Origin of the sequence: Blautia sp. OF09-25XD (genome assembly GCF_003482095.1) — a bacterium.
In the GTDB taxonomy this organism is placed as follows: domain Bacteria; phylum Bacillota; class Clostridia; order Lachnospirales; family Lachnospiraceae; genus Fusicatenibacter; species Fusicatenibacter saccharivorans.
This window is the reverse complement of sequence record NZ_QUMG01000005.1, coordinates 1-23372: the sequence shown is the minus strand read 5'-3', so window position 1 is coordinate 23372 and position 23372 is coordinate 1. Positions and strand designations below refer to the sequence as shown.

The 23372-nt window shown below is 37.9% G+C and carries 33 protein-coding genes; 4 read left to right on the top strand and 29 right to left on the bottom strand.

Translation table 11 applies throughout. The features are described from left to right. Positions 1-3 precede the first annotated feature (3 nt). On the bottom strand, positions 4-1419 hold the full coding sequence (locus tag DXA93_RS05620; protein WP_158583265.1) for a DNA cytosine methyltransferase: 1416 nt from the start codon (positions 1417-1419) through the stop codon (positions 4-6). Between the two features lie 693 nt (positions 1420-2112). Between DXA93_RS05620 and DXA93_RS05610 the strand changes: the two genes are divergently transcribed. The 4 genes from DXA93_RS05610 to DXA93_RS05595 are packed head-to-tail and all read left to right on the top strand — an operon-like array spanning position 2113 to position 4738. Continuing rightward, entirely contained in the window at positions 2113-2673 is a 561-nt protein-coding gene (locus tag DXA93_RS05610) for a C39 family peptidase (RefSeq protein ID WP_119207866.1), read from the top strand. Positions 2674-2711: 38 nt separating this feature from the next. Continuing rightward, the gene (locus tag DXA93_RS05605) at positions 2712-3563 is read left to right on the top strand and encodes a hypothetical protein (RefSeq protein WP_119207865.1); all 852 of its coding nucleotides are present in this window, start codon (positions 2712-2714) and stop codon (positions 3561-3563) included. Between the two features lie 31 nt (positions 3564-3594). Beyond that, positions 3595-4179 carry a hypothetical protein gene (locus tag DXA93_RS05600; protein WP_055222176.1) on the top strand — a complete coding sequence of 195 codons (585 nt, stop codon included), beginning with the start codon at positions 3595-3597 and terminating at the stop codon, positions 4177-4179. Positions 4180-4198: 19 nt separating this feature from the next. Beyond that, entirely contained in the window at positions 4199-4738 is a 540-nt protein-coding gene (locus tag DXA93_RS05595) for a hypothetical protein (protein WP_119207864.1), read from the top strand. A 58-nt stretch (positions 4739-4796) separates the two neighbouring features. On the opposite strand, the gene DXA93_RS17620 is transcribed toward DXA93_RS05595, so the two are convergent. From DXA93_RS17620 to DXA93_RS05455, 28 genes are all read right to left on the bottom strand, one after another. Beyond that, positions 4797-5003 (bottom strand): hypothetical protein, encoded by a 207-nt coding sequence (locus DXA93_RS17620; RefSeq protein WP_147399530.1) that lies wholly within the window; start codon positions 5001-5003, stop codon positions 4797-4799. Between the two features lie 546 nt (positions 5004-5549). Continuing rightward, a complete protein-coding gene (locus DXA93_RS05590) occupies positions 5550-6020 on the bottom strand; it encodes a hypothetical protein (protein WP_243109161.1) in 471 nt (156 codons plus the stop codon). A gap of 16 nt (positions 6021-6036) precedes the next feature. Next, a complete protein-coding gene (locus tag DXA93_RS05585; RefSeq protein ID WP_119207862.1) occupies positions 6037-6435 on the bottom strand; it encodes a hypothetical protein in 399 nt (132 codons plus the stop codon). A gap of 329 nt (positions 6436-6764) precedes the next feature. Then, entirely contained in the window at positions 6765-7265 is a 501-nt protein-coding gene (locus DXA93_RS05580) for a hypothetical protein (protein ID WP_119207861.1), read from the bottom strand. Then, positions 7262-7729 (bottom strand): hypothetical protein, encoded by a 468-nt coding sequence (locus tag DXA93_RS05575; protein WP_119207860.1) that lies wholly within the window; start codon positions 7727-7729, stop codon positions 7262-7264. The genes DXA93_RS05580 and DXA93_RS05575 overlap by 4 nt, the downstream gene beginning before the upstream one ends. A 258-nt stretch (positions 7730-7987) precedes the next feature. Then, positions 7988-8272: a hypothetical protein gene (locus DXA93_RS17615; RefSeq protein WP_117802134.1), complete on the bottom strand. Its 285-nt coding sequence runs from the start codon at positions 8270-8272 to the stop codon at positions 7988-7990. Beyond that, the gene (locus DXA93_RS17760; protein ID WP_158583264.1) at positions 8238-8411 is read right to left on the bottom strand and encodes a hypothetical protein; all 174 of its coding nucleotides are present in this window, start codon (positions 8409-8411) and stop codon (positions 8238-8240) included. Before DXA93_RS17760 ends, DXA93_RS17615 begins: the two co-directional genes overlap by 35 nt. A 156-nt stretch (positions 8412-8567) precedes the next feature. Continuing rightward, entirely contained in the window at positions 8568-9011 is a 444-nt protein-coding gene (locus DXA93_RS05570; protein ID WP_119207859.1) for a hypothetical protein, read from the bottom strand. Positions 9012-9161: 150 nt separating this feature from the next. Continuing rightward, positions 9162-9527, bottom strand: a complete 366-nt coding sequence (locus DXA93_RS05565; protein ID WP_119207858.1) for a hypothetical protein — start codon at positions 9525-9527, stop codon at positions 9162-9164. Positions 9528-9556: 29 nt separating this feature from the next. Next, positions 9557-9847 (bottom strand): hypothetical protein, encoded by a 291-nt coding sequence (locus DXA93_RS05560; protein ID WP_117802141.1) that lies wholly within the window; start codon positions 9845-9847, stop codon positions 9557-9559. A 41-nt stretch (positions 9848-9888) separates the two neighbouring features. After that, positions 9889-10098, bottom strand: coding sequence for a hypothetical protein (locus tag DXA93_RS05555; protein WP_117802142.1), 210 nt, complete (start codon positions 10096-10098; stop codon positions 9889-9891). 62 nt (positions 10099-10160) lie between these two features. Further along, positions 10161-10445 carry a hypothetical protein gene (locus DXA93_RS05550; RefSeq protein WP_147399528.1) on the bottom strand — a complete coding sequence of 95 codons (285 nt, stop codon included), beginning with the start codon at positions 10443-10445 and terminating at the stop codon, positions 10161-10163. A gap of 18 nt (positions 10446-10463) precedes the next feature. Beyond that, positions 10464-10664, bottom strand: coding sequence for a hypothetical protein (locus DXA93_RS05545; RefSeq protein WP_147399526.1), 201 nt, complete (start codon positions 10662-10664; stop codon positions 10464-10466). Between the two features lie 316 nt (positions 10665-10980). After that, positions 10981-11178 carry a hypothetical protein gene (locus DXA93_RS05540; protein WP_119207856.1) on the bottom strand — a complete coding sequence of 66 codons (198 nt, stop codon included), beginning with the start codon at positions 11176-11178 and terminating at the stop codon, positions 10981-10983. Continuing rightward, positions 11178-11486 (bottom strand): hypothetical protein, encoded by a 309-nt coding sequence (locus DXA93_RS05535; RefSeq protein ID WP_117802146.1) that lies wholly within the window; start codon positions 11484-11486, stop codon positions 11178-11180. Before DXA93_RS05535 ends, DXA93_RS05540 begins: the two co-directional genes overlap by 1 nt. A 44-nt stretch (positions 11487-11530) precedes the next feature. Continuing rightward, positions 11531-11827: a hypothetical protein gene (locus DXA93_RS05530; protein ID WP_117802147.1), complete on the bottom strand. Its 297-nt coding sequence runs from the start codon at positions 11825-11827 to the stop codon at positions 11531-11533. Positions 11828-11870: 43 nt separating this feature from the next. Beyond that, positions 11871-12302: a hypothetical protein gene (locus tag DXA93_RS05525; protein WP_119207855.1), complete on the bottom strand. Its 432-nt coding sequence runs from the start codon at positions 12300-12302 to the stop codon at positions 11871-11873. A 107-nt stretch (positions 12303-12409) separates the two neighbouring features. Next, positions 12410-12592, bottom strand: coding sequence for a hypothetical protein (locus DXA93_RS05520; RefSeq protein WP_117802149.1), 183 nt, complete (start codon positions 12590-12592; stop codon positions 12410-12412). 33 nt (positions 12593-12625) lie between these two features. Next, entirely contained in the window at positions 12626-12868 is a 243-nt protein-coding gene (locus DXA93_RS05515; RefSeq protein ID WP_117802150.1) for a hypothetical protein, read from the bottom strand. Between the two features lie 26 nt (positions 12869-12894). Then, positions 12895-13818 carry a hypothetical protein gene (locus DXA93_RS05510; protein WP_119207854.1) on the bottom strand — a complete coding sequence of 308 codons (924 nt, stop codon included), beginning with the start codon at positions 13816-13818 and terminating at the stop codon, positions 12895-12897. 117 nt (positions 13819-13935) lie between these two features. Further along, positions 13936-14271, bottom strand: a complete 336-nt coding sequence (locus tag DXA93_RS05505; RefSeq protein ID WP_117802152.1) for a hypothetical protein — start codon at positions 14269-14271, stop codon at positions 13936-13938. A gap of 9 nt (positions 14272-14280) precedes the next feature. Then, positions 14281-14649: a DUF3846 domain-containing protein gene (locus tag DXA93_RS05500; protein ID WP_118640641.1), complete on the bottom strand. Its 369-nt coding sequence runs from the start codon at positions 14647-14649 to the stop codon at positions 14281-14283. 31 nt (positions 14650-14680) lie between these two features. Continuing rightward, positions 14681-14980: a hypothetical protein gene (locus DXA93_RS05495; RefSeq protein ID WP_118640193.1), complete on the bottom strand. Its 300-nt coding sequence runs from the start codon at positions 14978-14980 to the stop codon at positions 14681-14683. A 14-nt stretch (positions 14981-14994) separates the two neighbouring features. Then, complete coding sequence (locus DXA93_RS05490; protein WP_119207853.1) at positions 14995-15615, bottom strand: hypothetical protein; 621 nt, start codon at positions 15613-15615, stop codon at positions 14995-14997. Between the two features lie 1517 nt (positions 15616-17132). Then, on the bottom strand, positions 17133-19523 hold the full coding sequence (secA, locus tag DXA93_RS05470; RefSeq protein WP_243001884.1) for a preprotein translocase subunit SecA: 2391 nt from the start codon (positions 19521-19523) through the stop codon (positions 17133-17135). A 384-nt stretch (positions 19524-19907) separates the two neighbouring features. Then, positions 19908-20717 carry a DNA adenine methylase gene (locus DXA93_RS05465; protein ID WP_119207851.1) on the bottom strand — a complete coding sequence of 270 codons (810 nt, stop codon included), beginning with the start codon at positions 20715-20717 and terminating at the stop codon, positions 19908-19910. A 4-nt stretch (positions 20718-20721) separates the two neighbouring features. Further along, positions 20722-22665, bottom strand: a complete 1944-nt coding sequence (gene recG / locus DXA93_RS05460; RefSeq protein WP_158568354.1) for an ATP-dependent DNA helicase RecG — start codon at positions 22663-22665, stop codon at positions 20722-20724. A 172-nt stretch (positions 22666-22837) separates the two neighbouring features. Next, positions 22838-23296: an ATP-binding cassette domain-containing protein gene (locus tag DXA93_RS05455; RefSeq protein WP_119207850.1), complete on the bottom strand. Its 459-nt coding sequence runs from the start codon at positions 23294-23296 to the stop codon at positions 22838-22840. Positions 23297-23372 lie beyond the last annotated feature (76 nt).

Genomic DNA, 23372 nt, shown 5'->3' with positions numbered 1-23372 from the left:
GTACTACACACTAAGGATCGGATCGCAATGATACCGGAGCAGGGCTTCTTTGGTGACCTTTTTGATCAGACTACCTATTGCGTAGGTACATCCGTTTCCACACTGCTGCTGACGTTCCCCGATCGTTCCATGAAATTCGAAACGCTGATCAAATCCCATTAAGGCAGAAGCTTCTGCTACAGTTAATGTTCGGTTTTCTGTTGGATGAATAATGGGGAGCTTTCTCCAATTGACAATGGTAGGAGATACAGAATCATAATCCAGTCGATAGTAGCGATCTGAATGCATAGTTTTATTATCACGAAATTCAGGAATGTCTTTGAAATTATGTCCGGGCCGGACGAGAGCCATTCTCTTCTCTGTTTCCGGACGGCTTGTAGTTACATCAAAGTAGTTATACCATTTGGATGTGACTTTGGATAATGCTTCACGGACCGTATGGAATGGGTATAATTTGAGCTGTGGAAGCTGAATTTTACCGATACGAGATCCGATAATGATCGCCCTTTTTCGGGTGGTATATCCGCCAATATCGCAGTCTCGTACAATGTTGGATGTGATTGTATACCGATGGATCAATTTTTGCAGCACTTTGGAAAGAAATTTTCCGCTTTCACAGGTGATAAATTGCGGAACATTTTCAATTACAAAAATTTCCGGACAATTTTCCTGTGTGATGCGAATATATTCATCCACAAGATCAACATCTTCATGATTCTCCATTCTTCTCCTTCGATTACTGGAAGAGAATGGTTTACAGGAAGGCCCGCCTATGATCAGGTGCTGTGGAGGGATCTTTCCCGAAACTTCCCGGACATCACGGCACACAATATGATTTCCTATGTTATGTCGATACGATTCACAGGCAGCCGCATCAGAGTCACATGCGTAGTTGATTTCAAAGGCCGGGTCCAGATGAAATGGCCAGTCCAACATGCCTGCTCCTGAAAATAAAGACATAACAGAAAATACAGATCGTACTTCCTCATTAACGGTTGTATTCCAGTCAGAAAATCCGATGGAATCCAAATATTCCGCAATGCTGATTTGCCCTTCAATGCCAGCGGCAGCCTTTAAAACTACTTTGGATACGCTGAATTCAGCAAGGACACGTTCAATGGGAACGATTTTGTCCTTAATACTGCGGATGCAGCGTACGATAATTTTGTCCTGCAGAACCTCCATTTCCATATGACTGCATCTGGAAACTGCATCGCGTACTTTTTTACTCCTAAGATCAAATAAGGCATTTATATTGGCTCCAGATCTCTTTTTGGAAATTTTAAGGCCGCTCTTAGAAGGGCGAATGATAATGCAAGTTGGGCGGACTTCATAAATATAATGACCGCCGGGATAATATTGTTCGTTTGGTGTTATAGAGAATGTTAATCCTCTATTTGATGAATGCAATTTTTTCATTTTTTTCTCCATGGACATATTGTATTTCAGATCTGTTATTTGACATACTCCTTTCTGCTTAAATTGATCTGATATAGATAATATTGGAAATTGCGTGCAAAATAACATGCTTCTATCAATCAAGATCCATCAAGAAACATTCACTTAGTAAAAAACGTATTATCACGCGAAGCACTGTTATTGTCACACAGCGACAGAAGTTATATTTAACCTGATGATCATAGGTTTCAACATGAGAGAACTATATCTGTATCGACGAGTCCAAACGTTTGAAGGAAGCGGAATCAGCCGAAAGAGTGTAAGCCGAAAGTTCTGTGATGAACTGCTGATAGAAAAAGTAAAGGACATTTTGTATGAAAAAGGTGGATAGAATATGCTGTATAAAAGGAAAAAGAAATAGGTAAAACGGTTCCAAACAGAAAAGGGGGAATTTTGTGCATAATGGTTCTGTCTGTGAGAAAAAAGGAAAAGTGAATACAGAAAAGGGGCTACTTATAAATATGCGTTACTAAAAGCGAAATCCCTGATATTACAGAAACTATTTGCGATATACATTTAATTGTGATATAATTTTGTTAAGATATACATTATTGTGTACATAATTTTAAAAATGATGGAGGGTGATTATCATGGTATCGTAGTTATAAGCGTAGGTATTATAAGGCAAATAAAATTGAAATGGGGGAATAATTTATGAAACGTCGTTTATTAGAAATTCCTGTTGTTGCCATGCTGATTATGACTTTAACTGTTCCAGTATTTGCAGCATCAAAAACTTTGGGTGTTTCTGAGATAGATCAAAACAAGACAAAGTGGTGCTGGGCTTCTTGTTCAGAGATGATCGGCAAGTATTATAACAGTGGAAGCAATCGTGACCAGTATGCTATTGTAAAAAAAATTAAGGGTAATACAGATAATCAAGAAGGTACTATTACAAATATTTGCGATGCGATAAAATATGCATCTGTAGATAGTGTAACTTTTACCAGTAAATCCACCGCACTTTCTTTTAATTCTTGTAAAACTGAAATTGATGATGGTGATCCATTTGTTGTCTGGTTACAAGGCCAGGATGGTTCATTAAGTCATGTAGTCGTTGCTAGTGGTTATAAAACGGGTTCTACAAATTATTTGTATATTTTAGACCCTTCGCCCAATGTTGATGCACAATATTTTTCGTATACTGGGCTGGTAAATGGATCAACTGGAACACTGGGAACTCGTTGCTATGAAAAAACTGTTTTAAGAAAATAACCAATAGAAAGCTTAATATTGATTAGGAGGTAACGAATATGAAAAAAATAATCACTTGCTTATTAACGCTCTCTATGATGTTCATGTTTTCTGCAACAGCATTTGCATCCGATTTTTCGGGCAACGCCGAATCGGAATTAAGCAACATTTCAGACAAAATTGTAACCGCTGTTAATGATGTATACAGTGATAAAAACATATCCATTACAGCAGAGGACATAAATTATGACAGTGCTTTCAAAATATATGTCGATACAAATGTTTTTAAATTATCCACTAACGTAGTAGGTGAAATTGAAAATGCACTTGAAAACGGAAACTATATTTATCTGTTACCGATTGATACAGTTAATGGAACCGTGGTAGTTAATTTCCAAAAGGGGCTTCCCTTAAGTGAGAATGCAAAAGCTATTCTTTCTGAGGAAGAACAGCAAGAGGTATTAGATAATGCGGGGAAATGGGTCATTTCTAGCCTTGCATTATACAAAAATGGAAATTCAAACTATGATTATGAAAAAAAACTTTCAAGTATCATCGATGAAATTCCAGCAGATACAATATTGGTTGGCGGTTTACCAATATTCCAAGATGTTGTTGCCCTCATTCCTAATAGTGATGGTGTAATAGAAGAAATTGTTCCTGTTACCGCAACAGATTATGATGAAAATTTAGTCACTTATGCAAGAAGTAATTCTGTAATTTATGATTACGAACAAGTAAAAGAAATTGCTAATGATTTACCAGAAGCAAATTCGGATATGGCTGGCGGAACAGATGTTAAAGATGTTGATCATTCTCAAGTAACCTATGGTCGGTTTATTTGGGGGATATTAGCTTTGTCAGTATTTGGTTGTGCATTTTTCTTTTTCAAGAAGAGAAACAGATTCTAAAACAAATCTTATTTGATGGAGGGCATGTGATATGAAAAAATTATTTCCATTATTGATTGCTTTTACATTATTATTTTCATTTCCTTTACCAACGTTTGCGGCAGAATCAAATGACAGGCAACAAAATACATCATTTGAAATCTCCCTTGAAGAAGCGCTTGCATTAGCTGATCCAGCCGATATCACTGTACAAAATGGTATTACAACTATTCCAGTTAAGTTAGACATAAGCGAAGAAGTTTACACGGAAGTAGTAATTAAAGTAAACAATTTAACTCGTGCGCGCGCAAAAAGTTTTTCTATGGAGGGTTGGTTTCGCCTAACTTCAAGCAAAGAGATTGTATCCGTATATGGCTTAGATGGAACTTTTGAATATACTGGATCATCAGCAACAGCAACTGGTTCAAGTGGCTATCATAATCCAACAGCTTCTGGATGGAGCGGAACATATAATCTAAGCGATGAAGAAAGCGATGACGGAAGTGCCTCTATTATAGGAAACTATACGCTCAAAAAGAGTGGTAAATATAATAATAGCGCAAGTTGTAAAGCAAAATGTAGTAAAAGCGGAAAAATCAGTTTTTCTGGAGATTATGATGAATCAACTATAATTTAATGTGGAGGTAAAGATAAATATGTATACAAAACTTAAACAACTTATCGCAGCAACTTTGTCCGTATTTTTGTTAGGAACTATGTCTCCTACAACTGCTTTTGCAGCAGACCATACTTCAATCAAACCAACACAAAACGATTCTATCCTGCTGAATACCAATAACTCAGAAGTTGGTATAGAGTTTTATAATTCTGAACCAGTCACAATTGCCAAGTATCAAACTGCTTCTGCATGGCAATCTGGACGCTTTTATTTGAAGTCTGATAATTCTACATTGGGTGAATTTAAGACCGTTGGCGAATTTACATATGATGGAACCATCTGTAATGTAACAAACTGTAAAAACAGTGTTTGGAATGTTGCTGATGGTTGGCAGGTTAAAAATAGCGCTTCTGAGAAACAGGTTTCTCCCACTTTTGCAAAAGCAGTTGGAGTATTTGAATTGTATAAAGAAGGCCTTTTTGGAAATAAGCTTTCTTCATCAGCCACAATTACAGTAAGTTGTAATCAAAATGGAAAAACAAACCGTGAATTTAATGGTGATGAAGCTACCGAGTAGTTTAATTATTTCTATCCCCCCTAATGCAGTTATTACCACCAACAATGAAATAGTTATTTTATTTGGTTATTGTTCTACAACATCTAATACGATGAATTAGATAACAAAAAACTGAAATCACATTGTCTACAGGAAACGGAAAAGCAGTAAACCCTAAAAAGGTTTGCTGCTTTTCTGCATTCGTTTTTAAAACTTTGGCAAATAGCGCCGATGGCTTGCAAACGTCAAACGTAAGGTAAGCGCAAAATATTGCTACGTTACTCATGAATTACGCTCCTGGGAAATGGGCAGACCAACGCGTAGCGGTGCTGGGAATGGTACCCGCGAGATCGTTTCAAATTGACACTCCAACCGATCTGACACTCTTCATCATTTGTCTTTTTGCTCGCACTTCTCGTTCGCTTACGCTATGTTGCCCTTTTGGACGGCCTATGATTTTTCCATTTAATCTCGCCGTTTCAATGCCTTTTTTTGTGCGCTGTCTGAGATCGCCCACATCTTTTTGTGCATGATCAAAAGCAATACGAATTCATTCTTTTGCAAGCATCATAAGATACATCATAAGATACTCTTCCACTGCGGATAAAATGACATCCACATCGGTTCCTGTCCTCGGAACATGTATCTGCAACGCATTTCTGTACATCACCGTATCAATATGAGACTCCTGTAAAATAATCCTTGAAAACTACGCGTCGCATTCTTGTTGCTTCAGTGATGAAGTTAGACGCGCAAATTTTTTTGAAAAATAGACAAAAGCACGGCTGACACATTATGCCCGCCGCATTTTATTGGATGATCTAACTCTTAACTATTTGATGATAGTAGAAAAGTTCCCTTCCGTCCGATCGAACTTATAAATAGAAGTTCCAAGAACCGTTGCTTTTGGAGCAAATTTTCGAAGAGCAGAGTACAAAATAGGAGCGATCTCATCAACGGAGCATGCCGTGAAAGTTGCTGCCGGGACAACCAAAACATGATAAATGCTTAACTGTAAAACGTAAAGATCATCCTGTAAATAATTTGCCAGTTTCTGAAAATACTCAGGGAACAGCAAAACAGCATTTCTGTGTTTTTCACAGGAAACTATATAAGAATTTGCCAAAATCGGATTTTGTTGAATGGTTTTTGGTTTCGGTTTTTGAAGTTTAAAATCACAATCAGAGATATTTCTTCGCACTGCACTATCAAGTTCTGCTGCAGTAATTCCCAATTCGCTCATCATTGCACTGGAGACGACACACGTACCTCCCCCAAACGCTGTAACATCAAGGTCTAGCATGTATAATACAGTAAGGTCAAAAAAAGGTTTTTGACGGTGCCGCAAACGGTAAATGTTCGCATGCTGCAGATGGAAACATCTGATAAAAAACATGATCTAATATATACTTTTTCGAGAGGCAAGACGAAAAGTCTGTTTTATCAGCCTCGGACTCAGCTTCAAAAAATGTATTGATGATTATAGACGCAGCTCGATTCATGGAAATTTCATTCTGATTGACCGCCTTTACAAAGGGATCAAGCGCAATAACAGGGACTAAGCTGTCTTCCGCTGCCTTTTTTACGATTTCAATGAAATACGTTGAGTCGAACTCTTTGAGGGATTCCTCAAAATGTCGTATGGAGATCGAAACTTTATACTGATCTCCTAACATTGCTGCTACGGTTGCCACAAGTTGTTTTCTGGTCTTTTCCATATTTTTTTACCTCTTAATGTGTATTTCAGAACGTTTTAGTGCATGTACGTCTGATATTTATAGAATTGAAAAAAAATGGAATTGTAATTTTCACGTACGAAAAATATTTTTAGACAAAAAAACACGGCAGATGCATTATTTATGCTGCCGTGTTTTTTTGTGATTATCAGATGTTATGTTATATCCGTCTATATCATATCGCCTCGAGTAAAATAAAAACCCCGGAGTTTGCCTACCTCCGAGGTTTTTGCTACTTATTATGAAAATAGCACTTCATTTTTAGTATCTATCCATATACATTATAGCATATGAAAGCAAGAAACGCAATATTACAAATACGGTAATTCTATGCCAGAACATACGTTTTCACCCCGAAAACAATCCCCGCAATACTCCCATATGCCAGCCTCGACTTTCTTAAATGTAGCATAGGTGGGCTTTTCGAAACCATTTTCTGCAATTCGATGTGAGACAGGTTCTCCAATTTGAGAACAATCACTTCTCGTGCAGGCAGGGGGCAGCATACCAAGAAGCTCATCCAAAAGATCTTCTGTAATATAGCATCCCACTTCGCACGCATCAAGTCCAAAATAATGTTCCCGGTCAATGAGTTCTCTCCCATTGATAATAATACTCTCGCTCAATGGAACACCTTCATAGTCTGCTTCCCGGATAATGAGTTCTTCGTGGAACCATGGGTGTGATTCATAATTCCATTTATATATTTCGGCAATATGGCGTTTTGGAAAAATCTGGGAATTGCCAGCTGTTATGTCGTATCCCTTTATATTATATACAACTTTATAACCTTTAAGGGTTTGTAGCATCATAAGTCATCCTCCATTTCGGCAGATACGGTAAGCTCCCTTTTCATAGCATCGCAGATTCGTAAAATATGTGAGTAACCGTCGGATTGGCTCATCGTCAATTGAGCAGCAATTTTTTCGATTTCACTCACGTAGTCATTTAACCATTCGGAGTTATCTAATGCAGTCGGCATATCTTCCAAAAAGTTATTGAATTTATCAATATCTTCGTCGGACAATACCCCATTTACCCCATTTCCGATGCTGTTACGGCATTTTACAATGCCGCCCAGACAAAAGTTGTCAACATGTCCATACTGACACAAATCTCTGGCCAACATCAGATCACCATATAATTCTAAAAACTTGGGGTTACTTTTCTCTTTGGCAAGCTGCTCATGAAACATATTGCAAATGAGAACAAGTTCTGATGCACTTAAAGTTACGTTTGCATTAGCGTTTTCCTTCGAAATACTTTGAATGTTCATTTTCGTTCCTCACTTTTCTTTTTGAATTGTCACTTCTGGATTAACACATTTCCCAATATTGTATTAACCGATCGAATTAACCATTGGATTTATTTGCTTTTTCACGGCTCTTTAAAAATATGAATCCTTCGCGGGAATACGATGTCATTGTGATTTTTTCTCCTACGAGTATCGTTTTATAACGCTGTTTCTCTAACTGCTTTTTTGTACGAAACAAATTTAGATTTTTAAGCATAACATTTACCCTTCCATATCCTTTTAGGACCTATAAAACGGTGCAATACCACATTGTTCCTTGAAAGACCACGTAGACTGGTAATCGACAACATTGCAGCAGGTTCCGTCTGCAAAACGGACATATTCAGCATCCAAGTGTTCTACATAATCATCCAGAACACGATTTGGGTAGGGGCTGCAGATGATTTTTCGTCGTCCAATATGCAAAATTTCGTGTGTAATAAGATTTACCTTGCACGGTGACTCAAGAATCGTCCTTCCGTCATCCCATTTAGTAATGTATTTTGCTCTTACTTCTGCTTTCATGGCAGTTTCCTCCGTTTTCCTTTTCAATTTGTATTTTTTCTCTTAAGATCTGTTCTACTTCATTGGCAAAATCGGCCGTTACCACTGTTTGGGTTCCTGCCAATGCATTCATCACAACTTCAATCCCTTTCTCTGTCATAGCTGATCTCCTATCCCAATGTTATTTTTAATACTTTTCATAAGTAATAAAAGCAAGCGATAATATTACCCGGGACCATAAAAATTTTTACAGCTCTTTCCATCTTTGCAAAAAAAGTTTTTGATAATCCATATGTTACTCCATTTCCAAATTTTTTTATATGCCAACTTTCAATCCCATTGACTTCTCCCATTCTTCAACGAGGCAATTAATAATATCATCTGGAATATCCACATCGGCAAATTTTCCATCATACACCCAGTCATAAGCAGCGCTCCATCGATCACTATGCAGCCATTCTGCCTTACCTATCCATTCATGAAATTGGTTATTCTTGAAAGAATACCAATCTTCATAGGTACTGGTTTTTTTAAGAAAATTTTGGGCTTTTTTAACCATTTCCATATCTGCAACAGGAAAAGCCTTCTTTTTAATATCAGGATAATCCCCGTTCCATCCATCCCATTGTGAAAATATGATTTCTCCGTTTTCATCGTAGACTTCACAACCTAATCTCAATGCTTCTTTTACGGCATCTTTTAAAGAGGAAAGGTTATTTGCCTTTTCGGTCCCATACCAATCGTAACATCGGTATTTCATGATTTTTCATCTCCTTGACAAATTGAATTTCAGATCGATGTATTATTATGCTCCTTTCTTTAAATTGATCTGATATTCTTAGAATGTAAAAAGCGCGGACAAACAAAATGGCCGGGAATTCCCGACCATTCTGTATTGCCATGGTTTTTTTTATTCGACCTCGTATGAGTCCCATAATTCTTGTAAAGTCTTTCCGGTTTCTTGCATACAATATTCTTCCATTTTATCTAAGATGATTTCCTGCTCTTCCTCCGTTAAACGCCAATCAACAAGACGTTTGCAGCAGTCATCAAAGGAACGCAGACAGTATTCAGCATGGACTGATCCATTAGGAGTCCAGCATACATCAAAGCTAATCCAAGTATTATCCTTTTTGATAGTTGTTCCAAAATACTTATCAACATCAAACAACAGGGTACACTCGGCAGCAATCACATTATCTTCAACGCTAATCTTATTAGCGAAGCAAATATTTTCTTTTGTAAGATTGATTTCTCGCACATTTTTTTCTCGCATAGTTTTTCCTTTCTGAAATTATGACTTCATCATGCTTCATAATCGCCACAATAATTTGGGTTAATTTCATCTTCATATGCGTTAATAATTTCGCCATTTTGAAGTTTTACTTCATACATACAATTTATTTCATATCTCCGTTTACCATCTTCATTTCTATCCGTATCGTCCAACAGCTCCCTATCATAATCTTTTTCCGTGAGTTCCTTTATTACCTTTTCAACTCTCATACCATCATATTTTTTTAGATCGCTATCTGAACTAAAGAATTTATTGCCAGCGAGCTTTTTCTTATAACTTTCAGTTCTGTATTCTCTCATGATTTCTGCTCCTTTTTATACTATCACCTACATTTCTAAATTTATTTTCGTTTCCAGTTATTCGGCATTTTATGCACAGGTTTTCCTGGTTTGTAAGATTCGTTATTTTCGGAAATTCCAACAAACCGATTTTTATCTCCATTCAGATGCTCATGAATAAAATATTCTTTTACCGTCTCCATATCAGCATCGGCATCAACAAGATTTGCGCAATCAACTCCGTTGAGCATAAAACTTACATTGTATAACATGATTTTCCTCCATTTTCTGAAATCATCGTTTCATTATCTTCCAATTATCAATATTGCTATCTTTAATTGTTCCAATCTGGCTGTCTACAATATTTTGTATTATTAAATATTTTTCTTGCCTTTTCTACTGCCCTTGTAATTGAAATTCGTTTAGGTAATTTCAATTGAATAGGTGCAAAACAACCATCAATGTGAAAATCAATATTATATATCCATTTTCCACTTTCATCTTCAAAGTAATTATACCCATGCAATGTCCCATTTTTTTGATTACTCCGAACATCTGTTAATATTTTTGTCACAGATACTCCATTTTCTTTTCTCATTCTATTTTCTCCATTCTTCACAGCAAATCCTCATTTCATTCACCTTAATACAATTAACTCTGCTTCTTCTGCATATTTTCTTGCAGCATCGTATCCATTTCTATTAAGTTCACCTTCAATACTGAACCAAAGTGAATCTAAAAAATTTGGAATAGATGCGAAATCTTTATTTGGATATTTTTCTCTATATCGTTTATACGCTATTTTATACAATTCATCTACTAAATCACGTTTCATCATATATCCTCCATTCTTCACAGTAACCTCATTTCATGGTTATCCAAAATACTCAAGTTCTAAATAATCAGGTTCATCAATTAAACCAATTTCATCCATGTATTTTTTACAGATATCTTTTAATGCTTTTTCTGATATATTTCTTTCAATATCATTAAGCTGCCAAGGATAGCCAGATTCAAATACAATAGATGCTAATGTATCATTTGATTAGTTCTTTCATGCTAGATTCCTCCAGAAATTAATAATAGGCTTCTCTTTTTAAACGCCGCTTCCTCGTTTCTGCAAACCTTTCAGATATTCGATTAGTGTACCGAAATCAGTATACCCGGCAGTTAATTGGTCGCCCATTCCACTCAGTATAAAATACACACGCATCGTTTGACGGAACGAATTCACAGTCCCCATTCCAATCATCTAAAATATCCTGAATAGATTTTGCTTTGATTAAATACTTTTCGCCGGTAGCATTTGCTGTAATGATAATGATATCCTGATGAAAAAAGAATGTTTCCATTATGCACCTCTTCTCTTCAGGCAGGCCCGACACATGCATTCATCCGCAACAATCATCTCCAGATCGTTTTTCTTATCGCAAACAAATCTATCAATGTTATATTTCCATCCATGACTCAGCACAATTCTATCTGACTTATCCCAGTATCCCAGTTTTTTCATTCCGGTCACAGAACCACTTTTGTCAAGGTTGGGATGCACACTGATGCCAAGACCAGTGGAACCATCTTCAATCCAAGCAATCCCATTATTAGTATCTCTATAAAGTTTTACATATGGCCTAATTTCTTTAATTAATTTCTTTGCCACAATATTATCCTCTTTTCTTGTCAAAATAGTAAAATCGCCGCTTCCTATGCTTCCTTTGTGGAATAATATTTCACGATCTTTTTGAAATTCTTGTCATTAGCATAGGCAACTCTAGGTTTTGTCCCGTTTGAATTAAATTCTGTTACACTTGAAATGGCATATCCCTGTACAGATAATTCTGCCAGATATACAAGCAAATTTAATTTACATCCGAGACTATCAAGCTGAATCTCTTTCTTTAATTTTTGTACTTCTTCGTCATAATTGTCATCTACTTCAACAATCATTTCAGAAGCATATGTATTGATTTTATATAATCTGTTATTGATTTTTCTCACCATATTATTTTCTCCTCAAAAATGCTGTCCGCGATTGGTTATAGAATCACCAATCGCAATCGTCGTTTGCTGCCCAATATTTGATTTCTAATTTCTCGTCCGTGACACAAGAAATATATTTCATTAGGATCGCTTCGTATTTTTTCTGACCCATATTTCTTGTCTTTTCATTGTAATACCATGGAGTATCTACGGATAATCCAAGGTATTGCACGCCATCTACGGTATCGCATGAGATATTAATGCCTTCAATATTTTCAATAATTTCTTTCAGGCAAGCGGCTGCTCCATAGTTCCCGCAGCCATCATCAAAATTGGAAAGAAAATCGTCGAAGGTACCGTCATTTTTTGTTTTATCAAGAAAATACTTTTCGGCAATATTGCTTGCATTCGTTTTCTGAAGAATTTCGAAGAATCTTTCAGCCTTCTGTTCATTATATTTTTTGATGTCTGAAATTTTTACGCCATAAATTAACATATAATTTTCTCCTATCTGTTTTATTTTACATCCGGCAGGACATAGAGATTCACTCCACCTGCCGGACATCTTGCCTTTCGGCATGCTTTGATCACATTTTGTCTATGTCATTCTTCTGAGGATTCAAAAACTAATTTGTATTCATGGAACCATTTTCGAACTGCTTCTACATCAGCAGAAATAACACAGCCATCCGTAAGCAGATACTCTGTTCCGCTGGATTGAGCCAGCTCCGCTTCCATTCGCTGCAGGATGCTCTTATTGTCTGGAATATTCGTTCTTTTGCTCATAGATATCCTTTCTCTATTAAACTATAAAGTCTTTTAGTGCTGACCAACATAGCCGGGATAATAAGCATCTGCAAGTGTGCTGACACGCTTTTCTGTACGAGTTCCGCCGTAATCCCAAAACTCGTACTCCTGCAGTACGCCGTCACTAAGCAGATATTCTCTCCATAAGCTTTTAGGATGAGACTGTGCTTTTTCCAGCGTCATTCCATACAGTTCATATACCTTTCCGTATTTTTCGGATAAGATCTTGGTAACATGGAAGTCAATTACGTTCATTCTCTTATTCTCCTTTGAAATCGTTTTTAAGATTTAAGATCTGCTACAGCCAGAGATGCCGTTTCCTCAATGCATTTCTGCAGATATTCATCAAAAGAAATATCTGTAAAGAATAGAAACAGATCTTTTACGGCCTGTTTATCGCCTGAACGCCGATAAATATTGAAAAGTTCCTCAGATGTTCCGGTGAGCTGCATATCTACCTTACTAAATAAATCTGCCAAGATGGTATCAGGATCGGTAAAGGCATCCGGATTCGTCGAATGCATTGAAAAAACTTTCTTCTCAACGGCATCCAATAAAGAAGCTGTTTCGGAAGGTTCCTTTTGGGAAGGATTGAAAAGTGACGGAAACATGAGCTTTGCCACTCCGCCGCTGTATCTTTCATCAAACCATGCCCAGATTTCTTCCTGATCAGTTCCAGCAGGAAAGTTAAACCATGGTTCAGCAAGTACAAGACGGTCTTCAGAATCCGGATCAAATGGGACATCCGTTAAAGATTTCCATAAATCTTCCAGTAACAAATCTGAAGATCTGTACTTTTTAACAGGAACTACTTTTCCCTTGTCGTTAGAAGCAAGAATCCAAATCTGCTCATAAGCTGGGAAAGGGAAACTCACTTTGGTGGCTGCCGCAAAAACCGCATCATCTAAGCTCGAAAAGAACTTTTTTGTCCCTTTGGGCCAGAGGAGCAGATAGGAATCTTCAAGCTCTAAATTCGGTAAATCATAAATGGTAACCGCCCATTCAATGCAATCGTATTCGGTATAGCCATTTCCACTTGTATAATGCGAATACGCCAGTTCAGCGTAGTCTTCTGCTTCTTCATCTGGTAATCCATAGACTGTGATTAATTCGTTTCTCATGAAACTCTTGATATGTTCAGCATGAGCCTCCATGATTTCTTCGTCTGTTAAGACAATTTCTTTTCCATTTCTGTAAATTTTCATATAATTTTCCTTTCGATACAATGTTTTTCAGAACGTATATTTAGTTACTCCTTTCTTTGATAATTTGTTCTGATACAGATAGAATAGAAAATTCTTCCAAAAACAAAAGCCGGGAGCTTATGCCCCCGGTTTTATCTCTTTTTTCAATGCTTTCAAGAAATCTTCTTTGCGTATTGTTTCCGATGAATACTTATTGAGATAGTCCAAAATATTTTTCTTCCCGGATATAATACTGAAAAATGCACTTTGCGCTTCTGCTGCGCTCTCAAAGTCAAAGCTGACGCGGAACAACTTTCCCTTTTTGGGATATGTTCGGCCATTATTGCAAATATTATTTTGTGCAACGGGATATAAAGCGATCGTTGCATTTTTTGCTGCCTTATATTCGCAGGACCAATCCTCTAAGTGAATAAGTATTCCATCAGGAGAATGTTCGCGCTGAAGTATTGTCATTTCATATCCTCAAATAAATTCTACATCACAAAGCAACGTATAATGGTGTATTGGACCTGATCCTTTTGTAACAACATGCATAAAATGCTTTTTCAGATGCTGAATTTCATCAAATGAGATTTCATGCATATCTTCATCTCCGCCTGAATTTCCCATGACAATGAGATTTCCCACCAGCATTGGCTGGCCATCATTATTTACAGCAGATACCAGTGCAGGACGCTTGGAAAGCCCCTCATCATCGCAAATGATCTCATACTCTCGGTCACCGATAGTACGAGATACAATATCTATCGTCTGGCAGTGAATGAATTTTTGATAATCCTCCAGATCAAATACATCTACAGAGTGCGTTTTTCCTTCAATAACATCAATCAAATATCCTCTCACATTACATTCCTTTCTTTAATTAAATCAGCTGAATAATGCATCCACGATCCCCGGAACGATATACCCGAATTGCATCTGCAGAGAATTTTCGAACAAAATGATCATCATCATAGATGCGCATCCATGTGTTGAATTCGCAGATGAGTTCATAGTGATCTGGAATGTGTGTTTGTCCATTGACAATATAAGCTGAATAAGTTCCATCTTCCCCGAAAAAAAGTTTTTTTAACTGAAATCCTTTTCCACGTTCAAAACCGGAAAGAATTAAGATGCCGATATCACTGCTGCCAATGTGTTCTGTGTTCTTTTGATAATCCATTTAAAAAAATCTCCTTACATATAATCAAAAATAGAAAGTTGTCCCACGGGAAGTGTTTCCTTGCTTTCAAAAAAAGGTTTCTGCGTCTCATTCGGTGCTGTTATGACCGCCTTTTCACGGCTGGAGCAGCGACCTGTAACGGTAATGGTCTTCTCTATCTTATCCGTAACAGGATGCTGTTTTAGAATTGGGAAATACTCATTTCTGCGCAGAATATTACGCAATGCAACCAGTTCTCTTGATCCCGAGTTAAAAGAAACTTTTAAAGCACAGAGTTCCTTTTCAAGTGCACTTTTTACATCGGGATCGTTCTCATTCCCAGCAGCATCTGTAAGGGTAAGGTAAAGATTCTGGGCATCTTGCATAATTTCACCTTTTTTTGCCATGTAATCATCTGGGACCACTGGCGGAAGCTCTTTATGATACGCTTCCGGATAGTCTTTTGGCTCTAAAACTTCTTCACACTGTTCTCTATAGTACAAAATATGATTTCGTACCAAGTTCAGGTTAGTCCCGTCACACCAGAAGGGATCACTGCCGCCATTCTTATACAGCAAATCCCAGCGTTCATAAGCTTTTTCGAGATTTTCGGCCAATAACTGCCGAACATCTTTAAATTCTTTTTTCCTGGTCATAAATAATACCTCCATTGACATATTGTTTTTCAGACATTTCCTTATTTAGTTCTCCTTTCGTATGAATTTGCCTGATATGATAAGTATTGTGAATGGGCAGGAAAACAATCGGATCAGAAAAGCAGAAAATCAGAACATGTGTGCGGCGGACACAGAAAGAGCAGAAGCAAAAGAATATTCTCCTGCCTCTGCTATCCAATATTTCCTTTAGTTTTGTTGTAACCGCGTGTATATCCAGAATATTTGGCTATATTATCGCGCTCGAGAGCATTCAGGGAACGATACCCACTCCCTTTAAATGGAATCGTATGAATGTAGAATTTATCTCCATTCTTATAATCTCTATATACATCTCGGCAGCCATGTCCGGTTAAATGATCATTTACCCGTTTCATCACCCGCTGGCTCTGTCCTACATAGTTTTTCTTGTTTTTGCAATTATGCAAAACATATACACCCGAAAAGTCTGTGCAGTGAACCCGCCGCCGTTCGAATTTCTTCACGGTCATAATCGAACTTATTGGCAAGAACGGAATTTTGAATGTAATCTTAGGCTTTTGAGACGCTTTATCGAATTTATGCCGTGCCTTATGTTTTGAGTGAAGAAAATGCAGGAGCAATATCAGGCCAAGGCAAAAAGCACAGCCGACAAAGAATGAAAATAAATCTTTAGGCCAAGCTTCTCCTGTTCTATTCCATATAAAGGCGTTCCATCGGGGATATATGTAATCTATAATTTTGATAACACATGTTGAAAAATCATGAAAAAATGTTTCAAACAGCTTTGATAAAAAGTTCCATAATTTTCCAAATTCCTGATAAATATCTATTTTAGAAGTTTCGAAATTGACTCAAAATGATGTACCTCCTTGTTCACTATTTACATGCAGCCGGATACTTACCATAAAATTCCAGGGTTTTTAAAAAACGATTATAGTTATCAGATAATGCATCAACGGTAAGGACTTTCTTGTCATCCATGTCATATAAGGTAACGTCCTGCTTTTCCCCTATTCTTACATTCTTTATATCAAAAACAGATACCGATTGGGTTCTATGAAATAATTTATGAATTTTTAATTCAGTCTTGTTTACCTCCAATTTCCAACTGGAGGTCCAGATTACAACAAACAATCCGATCCCGGCAAAAATAAGCGCAAATCGAAAATGTCCTGCTGTGATATTGGAATTTGAAGTTACTTTAAAAAAAGAAACACACCAAACAGTATGATTTCCAAAGCGAATATGGTCATATATACATATTTAACAGATGCCGGACAACTTACAACATAGCTTTCAGAGTTTTGAGTGGTTGTTGGGCTTGATGACTTTTTTCTGTTGTTCAGATAATGGACAAGATAGTCTACCACCATACAAGAAATATATAGGGTAATTGCTAACACGATTCTCTTCATAGGTTGCCTCCCAGCTTTGGATATTTTTTTCTCATATATAGTATTGTAAAAAAAATAAAATTGGGCAAAAAAAAGAGATCCTTTCGGACCTCTTTGGGTATATCAATTATCATGGATGACAGGCGCAACCTGGTATAAAAGCTGAACGGTATCCTCCTGAATGTTATCATTCATGGCATTAAACATGGAAAATCCCTGTAAACGATACTCTAATTTGGGATCTTTCTGCCCATAACTAACCATATGAATACCTTGCCGGAGTTGATCCATATCATCGATCTGCTGCTGCCAGTATTTATCAACCGTTTTGAGCAACAGCGTTCGTTCGATTTCCCTCATCATATGCTCATTCGGGTATGCCTGCTCCATCAAAGCTTCTTTTTTCTGATATAATACCTTGGCACTCGTATGCAGACTTTTAACAAAATCATCTTCCTTGGTATCAGCATCGCCGATTGTCGGCAGCGGAATGATTGGTAATAAGTTGTCATTGAGCAATTTTGCCGAGATTTCATTTCCTTCATAGGATTCGATTACTTTTCGATCAATAATGGAATCGATCATATACAAAATATCGGAATGGATATCCTCGCCATTTAAGACTTTCAGGCGTTCTCTGTATATAATCTCCCGCTGATCATTGTTGACCTGATCGTACTCAAGAAGACTTTTTCGAGAAGCAAAATGGTTCTCCTCTACCTTTTTCTGCGCTTTTTCGACGGAACGGGACAGCATACGGTGTTCGATCGGCATGCCATCCTTAATTCCAAGGTTCTCAAAGATGGAAATATATTTTTCGGAACCAAATAAACGCAGCAGGTCATCTTCCAGAGAAATAAAAAATTTTGAAACACCCGGATCTCCCTGTCGTCCAGAACGGCCTCTTAGCTGATTATCTACTCTTCGGCTCTCAGAGCGTTCTGTGCCAATCACATACAGGCCGCCGGCTTCTTTGGATCTGCTGTCCAGCTTTATGTCAGTACCGCGGCCAGCCATATTGGTAGCAATCGTTACTGCCCCAAATTGTCCCGCTTTTGCCACGATTGCAGCTTCCATTTCTGGATTTTTCGCATTCAGCACATTATGAGCAATGCCTTTTTTCAGGAGCATCTCAGACAAAATCTCGGAAACTTCAATTGTTTCGGTTCCAACTAAGATCGGCTGGCCTTTTTTGTGGATTTTTCGTACTCTTTTTACGATAGCAGCATATTTTTCCGCCTTGGTTTTGTATACAGAATCATTAAGATCTTTTCGGATGATTGGGCGGTTGGTAGGAATATGGATAACATCCATTCCATAAATATCACGGAATTCCTGCTCTTCTGTCTGTCCGGTTCCTGTCATTCCGCATTTTCTCTCATATTTATTGAAAAAGTTCTGGAAACTGATCGTTGCCAGCGTCTTATTTTCCGGTCGGATGGATACCCCTTCCTTGGCTTCCAACGCCTGATGCAGACCGTCTGAAAAGCGGCGGCCGGGCATAATACGTCCGGTGAAGGTATCAACCAATAAGACTTCATCATCACGCACTACGTAATCTTTGTCTTTATGCATTAATGCATTGGCACGCAGCGCATTCACCATTCCGTGCTGGATGCTGAGATTTTCTGGGTCCGAAAGATTCCCAATATGGAACATTTCTTCAATTTTGGCAACTCCGGCTTCTGTCAGGAACAAATTGTTATCTTTCTCATCTGCTACATAATCTCCGGAATCTGTTCCCATTTCTCCGGAAATATAATCAATTTTATTTAATTCCGTTGTCTCGCCACGCTCAAGCATCTTTGCAAAACGATCAAATGCAAGATATTTGCCTTTGGAGCAGAATTTTGTACCGGAAATGATCAGCGGAGTACGTGCCTCATCAATCAGAACCGAATCCACCTCATCAATAATACAAAAATGCAGTCCGCGCTGAACCATCTGAGATTTGCGTACAGCCATATTATCCCGTAAATAGTCAAAGCCCAGCTCATTATTTGTGATATAGGTAATATCTTTGGCATACTGAACCTTTCGATCAGGAGCTTCCATATCCTGCGTAATACAGCCACAGGACAGTCCCATCCATTCATACACCTGTCCCATCTGATCGGAATCTCGTTTTGCCAGATAATCATTGACCGTCACGACATGCACACCTTTTCCGGTTAATGCGTTCAAATAAGCAGGAAGAGTGCATACAAGTGTCTTACCTTCGCCAGTACACATTTCGGCTACTCGTCCTTGGGACATAATAATTCCGCCCATGATCTGAACAGGAAATGGTTCCATCCCCAGAACCCGCTTATCCGCTTCCCGGATAGCTGCGTAGGCTTCAGGCAGAAGATCATTCAGAGATTCTTCTTTCAGACGTTGTTTAAATTCTTCTGTTTTAGATTTTAACTGTTCATCCGACAACTGTGCGTATTCTGGCTGCAGCTCCAGAATCTGCTTTACGGTCTTTTTAATTCTTTTTAATTCATGATCGCTGTGGGTTTTAAAAAATTTCATATATATATTCTCCATTCAATGTTTTTTATTTTAGCTTCTACTTGAAGTATTGTAAAGATTTTATTGAATGGATTTTGACGTACAAGAATTTTTAGACAAAAAAGGAGCCGGAGAGATAAGGGAATCTCTCCGGAAGGTATGAAAAAGAAAATGTTTGTTTTTCTTGTGGACAACTATAACTATACATAATAGTTGTGTCCAATATGTGGTCGAAACATGAAGAAAGCATAAAAAACCGGTAATCGCAATGCGAAAACCGGATTCTCCTTCTAAACGTGTTAGAGGAGTTATTATTATGATATTCGTTGCAAAGGAAAAAGTCAATGTAAAAATATGTCCGTGTTATTGAGTGTTTTGCCAAACGTCAGGAACCTTCATATCTTTTCAGTCTAACTCAAACGTCAACTGTTCTGCTTGCGGCGGAATATAGTTTGTCCATATGACCTCTGTCCGCCGTGCATGAGACTGTGTTCTGCTTTCCAACTCGATACGATGCCAATCTTTTAGCATATTGCGGTATAAATCCGAATCATACCCGGAAAGAACTACAGGTCCCGGATGATCTAATATAACTTCCAACAACTTCTCATGGTCTGCATCTGACATTTCTTTGGCATATTGCAGACCACCAGCACGGGAGGAAAGAACATAAGGCGGGTCCAGATAAAGAAGGACATCTTTATATCTGTATTTTTGAATCAGCTCCAGTGCCGGCATACATTCGATTTGTACGCCGCGTAAACGGGCTGCCGCCTCTTCAAGTCTGGACGGCAACGATGCCCAATTCTTGGCTGCATAGGCTCTTTCGCGTCCATGTATATCAGACTTCCAGCCGGATACGGGGCCGCCTGTGCGGAATCCATGCCCCATATTAAGCATAATACAATAATTCACAGCCTGTTCCAAAGAATTTTGAGCCTTATTTTGTACTGCATTGTTATAAACAGAATGTGAATAAGGAATATACCACAGCTCATGAGCAAGCTTTTCTGGGTCATTTTTTAACCATTGAAAGAAATTTACCACATTTTCATCCAGATCGTTGATAGTTTCTATGTCGGATCTGCTTTTATTAAACAAAACAGCTCCACTTCCGAAATAAGGCTCCAAATATGTATGGTGCGGCGGTAAAAGAGAAACAATCTGTTTTGCAATCCGCCATTTACTTCCCGGATACTGAAGAATAGATTTCATCGTTTTATTTAGACCTCCTGCTGCTTTTTTTGTTACTCTCTTCTACTGCTTCTGCAGCCAAACGCAGAATTTCCGTATCATGATATACATCCACCAAGACAAAACTTGTTTTTCCTGACTGACGTTCGCCAAGAAGCAGCCCGACCCCTCGCAGTTCCATGTCTTTTTCTGCAATAACAAACCCGTCATTTGTGCTTTTCATGATGTCAAGGCGTTCGCAAGGATCATTGTTTCCATTCACAAAAATGCAATAGCTTTGCCATTTTCCGCGGCCTACCCGACCGCGAAGCTGATGGAGCTGTGCCATACCGAAACGATCTGCATCTTCAATCATGATCACGGAAGCGTTTGGAACATTAACGCCTACCTCAACAACGGTAGTTGCTATCAACAACTGGATTTCATTCTTCTGGAATTTTTCCATAATGGAAGCTTTTTCCTTAGCAGAAAGCTTTCCGTGTAAGATGCCGATCTGAATATCTGGAGGATATTCCTTCCGAAGAAATTCGGCGTAACTCTGGACATCAGCAACTGGAAACAGCGGGTTCTGCTCTACCATTGGACATATAATATATGCCTGCCTTCCTTGCTGGATCTGGCGGTAAATCATCCGCCATGCCTTGGAACGATCACTCCGTGAGATTACACAATTTTTTAAAGGCAGTCGATTAGCCGGTCGCTCGTTAATGATAGAAATATCCATATCTCCGTATAAAATAAGTCCAAGAGAACGGGGAATTGGAGTTGCACTCATTGTAACAACGTGCGGCCTCTTCCCCTTGTTCTGTAAAGATGTCCTCTGTGAAACACCAAATCGGTGCTGTTCATCAATAATAACAATTCCCAGCTTTTGATATGCGACTGACTCTGAAATTACAGCATGGGTTCCGATAATCAGATTAGCTGTGCCATCCGCAATTCTTCGATAAATCGCTTTTTTCTGTTTCGTTGTTCCTGTAACTAAGACACATGCATAAGGCAGATTATAATTTTTCAGGAAACCCATCATATCTTCATAATGCTGTTCTGCCAAAACCTCTGTTGGAGCCATTAAAACAGCCTGATAGCCATTATCAACTGCTAATAACATAGCTAAAAAGCCAACAATGGTCTTACCAGCGCCAACATCTCCCTGAATCAGCTGGTTTACCCGATATTTTCCGCACAGCTCTGTTTCCAGCTTTTTCCATGCCTGTTGCTGCGCATTCGTCAATGTGTAGGGCAGTCCCTTTATGACAACGTTATTAAGCAGGCTTGATTTTTTCATCGGACATGCGTTTGGCTCTTCTGCAGCATAGTTTTCCGCCAACTCTTTCTTGAACTGATAAAATTCTTCAAATTTCAAACGGTATACAGCTTGCTTTTGCGTAAATTCGTTTTTTGGAAAATGGATTTCTCTTAAAGCATCTGCTCTGGAATATAAGTTGTATTTTTGAAGCACTGTTTCAGGCAATGTCTCTGAAATCTCCATTTCAAGGGCTTCCCGGACGCAGCTTCGAAGTAATCTCTGCGAAATACCAGATGTAGACGGATATACAGGAAGCATTTTTCCTAATAATTCCTTATATTCTTCCGGTGAATATAAAGAAGGCTGGAACATACAGGGTTTATCACGAAAAAAAGAAATTGGACCGCGTAATACAGCCTTACTCCCTCTTTTTAACTGACGAACGGTATAAGGCGGATGAAACCAAGAGATATTGATGTCTCCGCTGGAATCTTCCCCCCAGATACGGGTAACTTTGCCGGAACGCATCACATTGACCTTTAGCTGTACCCAAATGCTCACAACGGTACCTTCTTCCAAATGGGCAAGATCCTTAATATAGGTAAGATAAGGAAAGTATTCATAATGGTTCGGATAATATTGTAAAAAATCTTCTGCTTTTAAAATTCCTATCTTTTTTAATTTTCGTTCTGTTTTTTCACCAACACCGGATAAATTCACCAACTTCTGCTCCTTTCCCGGAAATTTAGCCTATTTTATAGAAGGCTATATAGATAGTATTAAGAAAAATAGTGAGAAACAGATTCACGTAGGAAAAAAACACACAAAAAAAGAATATCCTACAAACTGTATTGAAGACATTCTTTTTGGCTTTTTTAGTTTATTTATATGATTATTTAACGGGAAACAAATATCCATTTTCCAAACGATAAATTTTATCGAATCCATCCAGTTCTTCATAATGATGAGTGATTAATAATACGGTTTTTTCTTTCATCTGGCTTGTTATCATCTCATGCAAGTATGTACGTGATTCAGTGTCAAAACCAGTTGTTGCTTCATCCAGAATTACAATAGGAGCATTCTTTAATAATGCTCGTGCAATAGCTATCTTTTGCTTTTCTCCACCAGAAAGTGTTGCTCCATCGTTTCCTACTTTGGTATGTTCTTTTTCAGAAAAATGCTCTAAATATTCGGCCACTTTACTTTGAACCAAGGTATCTTTTAATTTATTTTGTTCTGCATTTCCGGTTAAATCAATATTTTCTATAATCGTTCCAATAAATAAGAAAGGTTTTTGAGAAACTACAGAAAAAAGGTCATTATACTTTAGGGTTTGCAATATTGTCATTATACTTTAGGGTTTGCAATATTGACATTATCTATTTTTTAAGGGATGGTTTTTTGTTGGTTTTGGCGTAAAACTT

What these genes read in the sequence shown, in the direction of transcription:
- DXA93_RS05455 (WP_119207850.1), bottom strand. Translation starts at nt 23,296, where the DNA reads ATGACAATATTGCAAACCCTAAAGTATAATGACCTTTTTTCTGTAGTT.
- DXA93_RS05575 (WP_119207860.1), bottom strand. Translation starts at nt 7,729, where the DNA reads ATGAACATTCAAAGTATTTCGAAGGAAAACGCTAATGCAAACGTAACT.
- DXA93_RS05505 (WP_117802152.1), bottom strand. Translation starts at nt 14,271, where the DNA reads ATGACAATACTTCAGCGCGAACATTCTCCTGATGGAATACTTATTCAC.
- DXA93_RS05560 (WP_117802141.1), bottom strand. Translation starts at nt 9,847, where the DNA reads ATGAGAGAATACAGAACTGAAAGTTATAAGAAAAAGCTCGCTGGCAAT.
- DXA93_RS17615 (WP_117802134.1), bottom strand. Translation starts at nt 8,272, where the DNA reads ATGAAAGCAGAAGTAAGAGCAAAATACATTACTAAATGGGATGACGGA.
- DXA93_RS05525 (WP_119207855.1), bottom strand. Translation starts at nt 12,302, where the DNA reads ATGTTAATTTATGGCGTAAAAATTTCAGACATCAAAAAATATAATGAA.
- DXA93_RS05465 (WP_119207851.1), bottom strand. Translation starts at nt 20,717, where the DNA reads ATGAAATCTATTCTTCAGTATCCGGGAAGTAAATGGCGGATTGCAAAA.
- DXA93_RS05605 (WP_119207865.1), top strand. Translation starts at nt 2,712, where the DNA reads ATGAAAAAAATAATCACTTGCTTATTAACGCTCTCTATGATGTTCATG.
- DXA93_RS05495 (WP_118640193.1), bottom strand. Translation starts at nt 14,980, where the DNA reads ATGGATTATCAAAAGAACACAGAACACATTGGCAGCAGTGATATCGGC.
- DXA93_RS05600 (WP_055222176.1), top strand. Translation starts at nt 3,595, where the DNA reads ATGAAAAAATTATTTCCATTATTGATTGCTTTTACATTATTATTTTCA.
- DXA93_RS05515 (WP_117802150.1), bottom strand. Translation starts at nt 12,868, where the DNA reads ATGAACGTAATTGACTTCCATGTTACCAAGATCTTATCCGAAAAATAC.
- DXA93_RS05590 (WP_243109161.1), bottom strand. Translation starts at nt 6,020, where the DNA reads ATGCTAGACCTTGATGTTACAGCGTTTGGGGGAGGTACGTGTGTCGTC.
- DXA93_RS17760 (WP_158583264.1), bottom strand. Translation starts at nt 8,411, where the DNA reads ATGACAGAGAAAGGGATTGAAGTTGTGATGAATGCATTGGCAGGAACC.
- DXA93_RS05620 (WP_158583265.1), bottom strand. Translation starts at nt 1,419, where the DNA reads ATGAAAAAATTGCATTCATCAAATAGAGGATTAACATTCTCTATAACA.
- DXA93_RS05490 (WP_119207853.1), bottom strand. Translation starts at nt 15,615, where the DNA reads ATGACCAGGAAAAAAGAATTTAAAGATGTTCGGCAGTTATTGGCCGAA.
- DXA93_RS05610 (WP_119207866.1), top strand. Translation starts at nt 2,113, where the DNA reads ATGAAACGTCGTTTATTAGAAATTCCTGTTGTTGCCATGCTGATTATG.
- DXA93_RS05520 (WP_117802149.1), bottom strand. Translation starts at nt 12,592, where the DNA reads ATGAGCAAAAGAACGAATATTCCAGACAATAAGAGCATCCTGCAGCGA.
- DXA93_RS05595 (WP_119207864.1), top strand. Translation starts at nt 4,199, where the DNA reads ATGTATACAAAACTTAAACAACTTATCGCAGCAACTTTGTCCGTATTT.
- DXA93_RS05585 (WP_119207862.1), bottom strand. Translation starts at nt 6,435, where the DNA reads ATGGAAAAGACCAGAAAACAACTTGTGGCAACCGTAGCAGCAATGTTA.
- DXA93_RS17620 (WP_147399530.1), bottom strand. Translation starts at nt 5,003, where the DNA reads ATGAGTAACGTAGCAATATTTTGCGCTTACCTTACGTTTGACGTTTGC.
- DXA93_RS05555 (WP_117802142.1), bottom strand. Translation starts at nt 10,098, where the DNA reads ATGTTATACAATGTAAGTTTTATGCTCAACGGAGTTGATTGCGCAAAT.
- DXA93_RS05510 (WP_119207854.1), bottom strand. Translation starts at nt 13,818, where the DNA reads ATGAAAATTTACAGAAATGGAAAAGAAATTGTCTTAACAGACGAAGAA.
- DXA93_RS05530 (WP_117802147.1), bottom strand. Translation starts at nt 11,827, where the DNA reads ATGGTGAGAAAAATCAATAACAGATTATATAAAATCAATACATATGCT.
- secA (WP_243001884.1), bottom strand. Translation starts at nt 19,523, where the DNA reads ATGAAATTTTTTAAAACCCACAGCGATCATGAATTAAAAAGAATTAAA.
- DXA93_RS05570 (WP_119207859.1), bottom strand. Translation starts at nt 9,011, where the DNA reads ATGAAATACCGATGTTACGATTGGTATGGGACCGAAAAGGCAAATAAC.
- DXA93_RS05545 (WP_147399526.1), bottom strand. Translation starts at nt 10,664, where the DNA reads ATGATGAAACGTGATTTAGTAGATGAATTGTATAAAATAGCGTATAAA.
- DXA93_RS05580 (WP_119207861.1), bottom strand. Translation starts at nt 7,265, where the DNA reads ATGATGCTACAAACCCTTAAAGGTTATAAAGTTGTATATAATATAAAG.
- DXA93_RS05565 (WP_119207858.1), bottom strand. Translation starts at nt 9,527, where the DNA reads ATGCGAGAAAAAAATGTGCGAGAAATCAATCTTACAAAAGAAAATATT.
- DXA93_RS05540 (WP_119207856.1), bottom strand. Translation starts at nt 11,178, where the DNA reads ATGGAAACATTCTTTTTTCATCAGGATATCATTATCATTACAGCAAAT.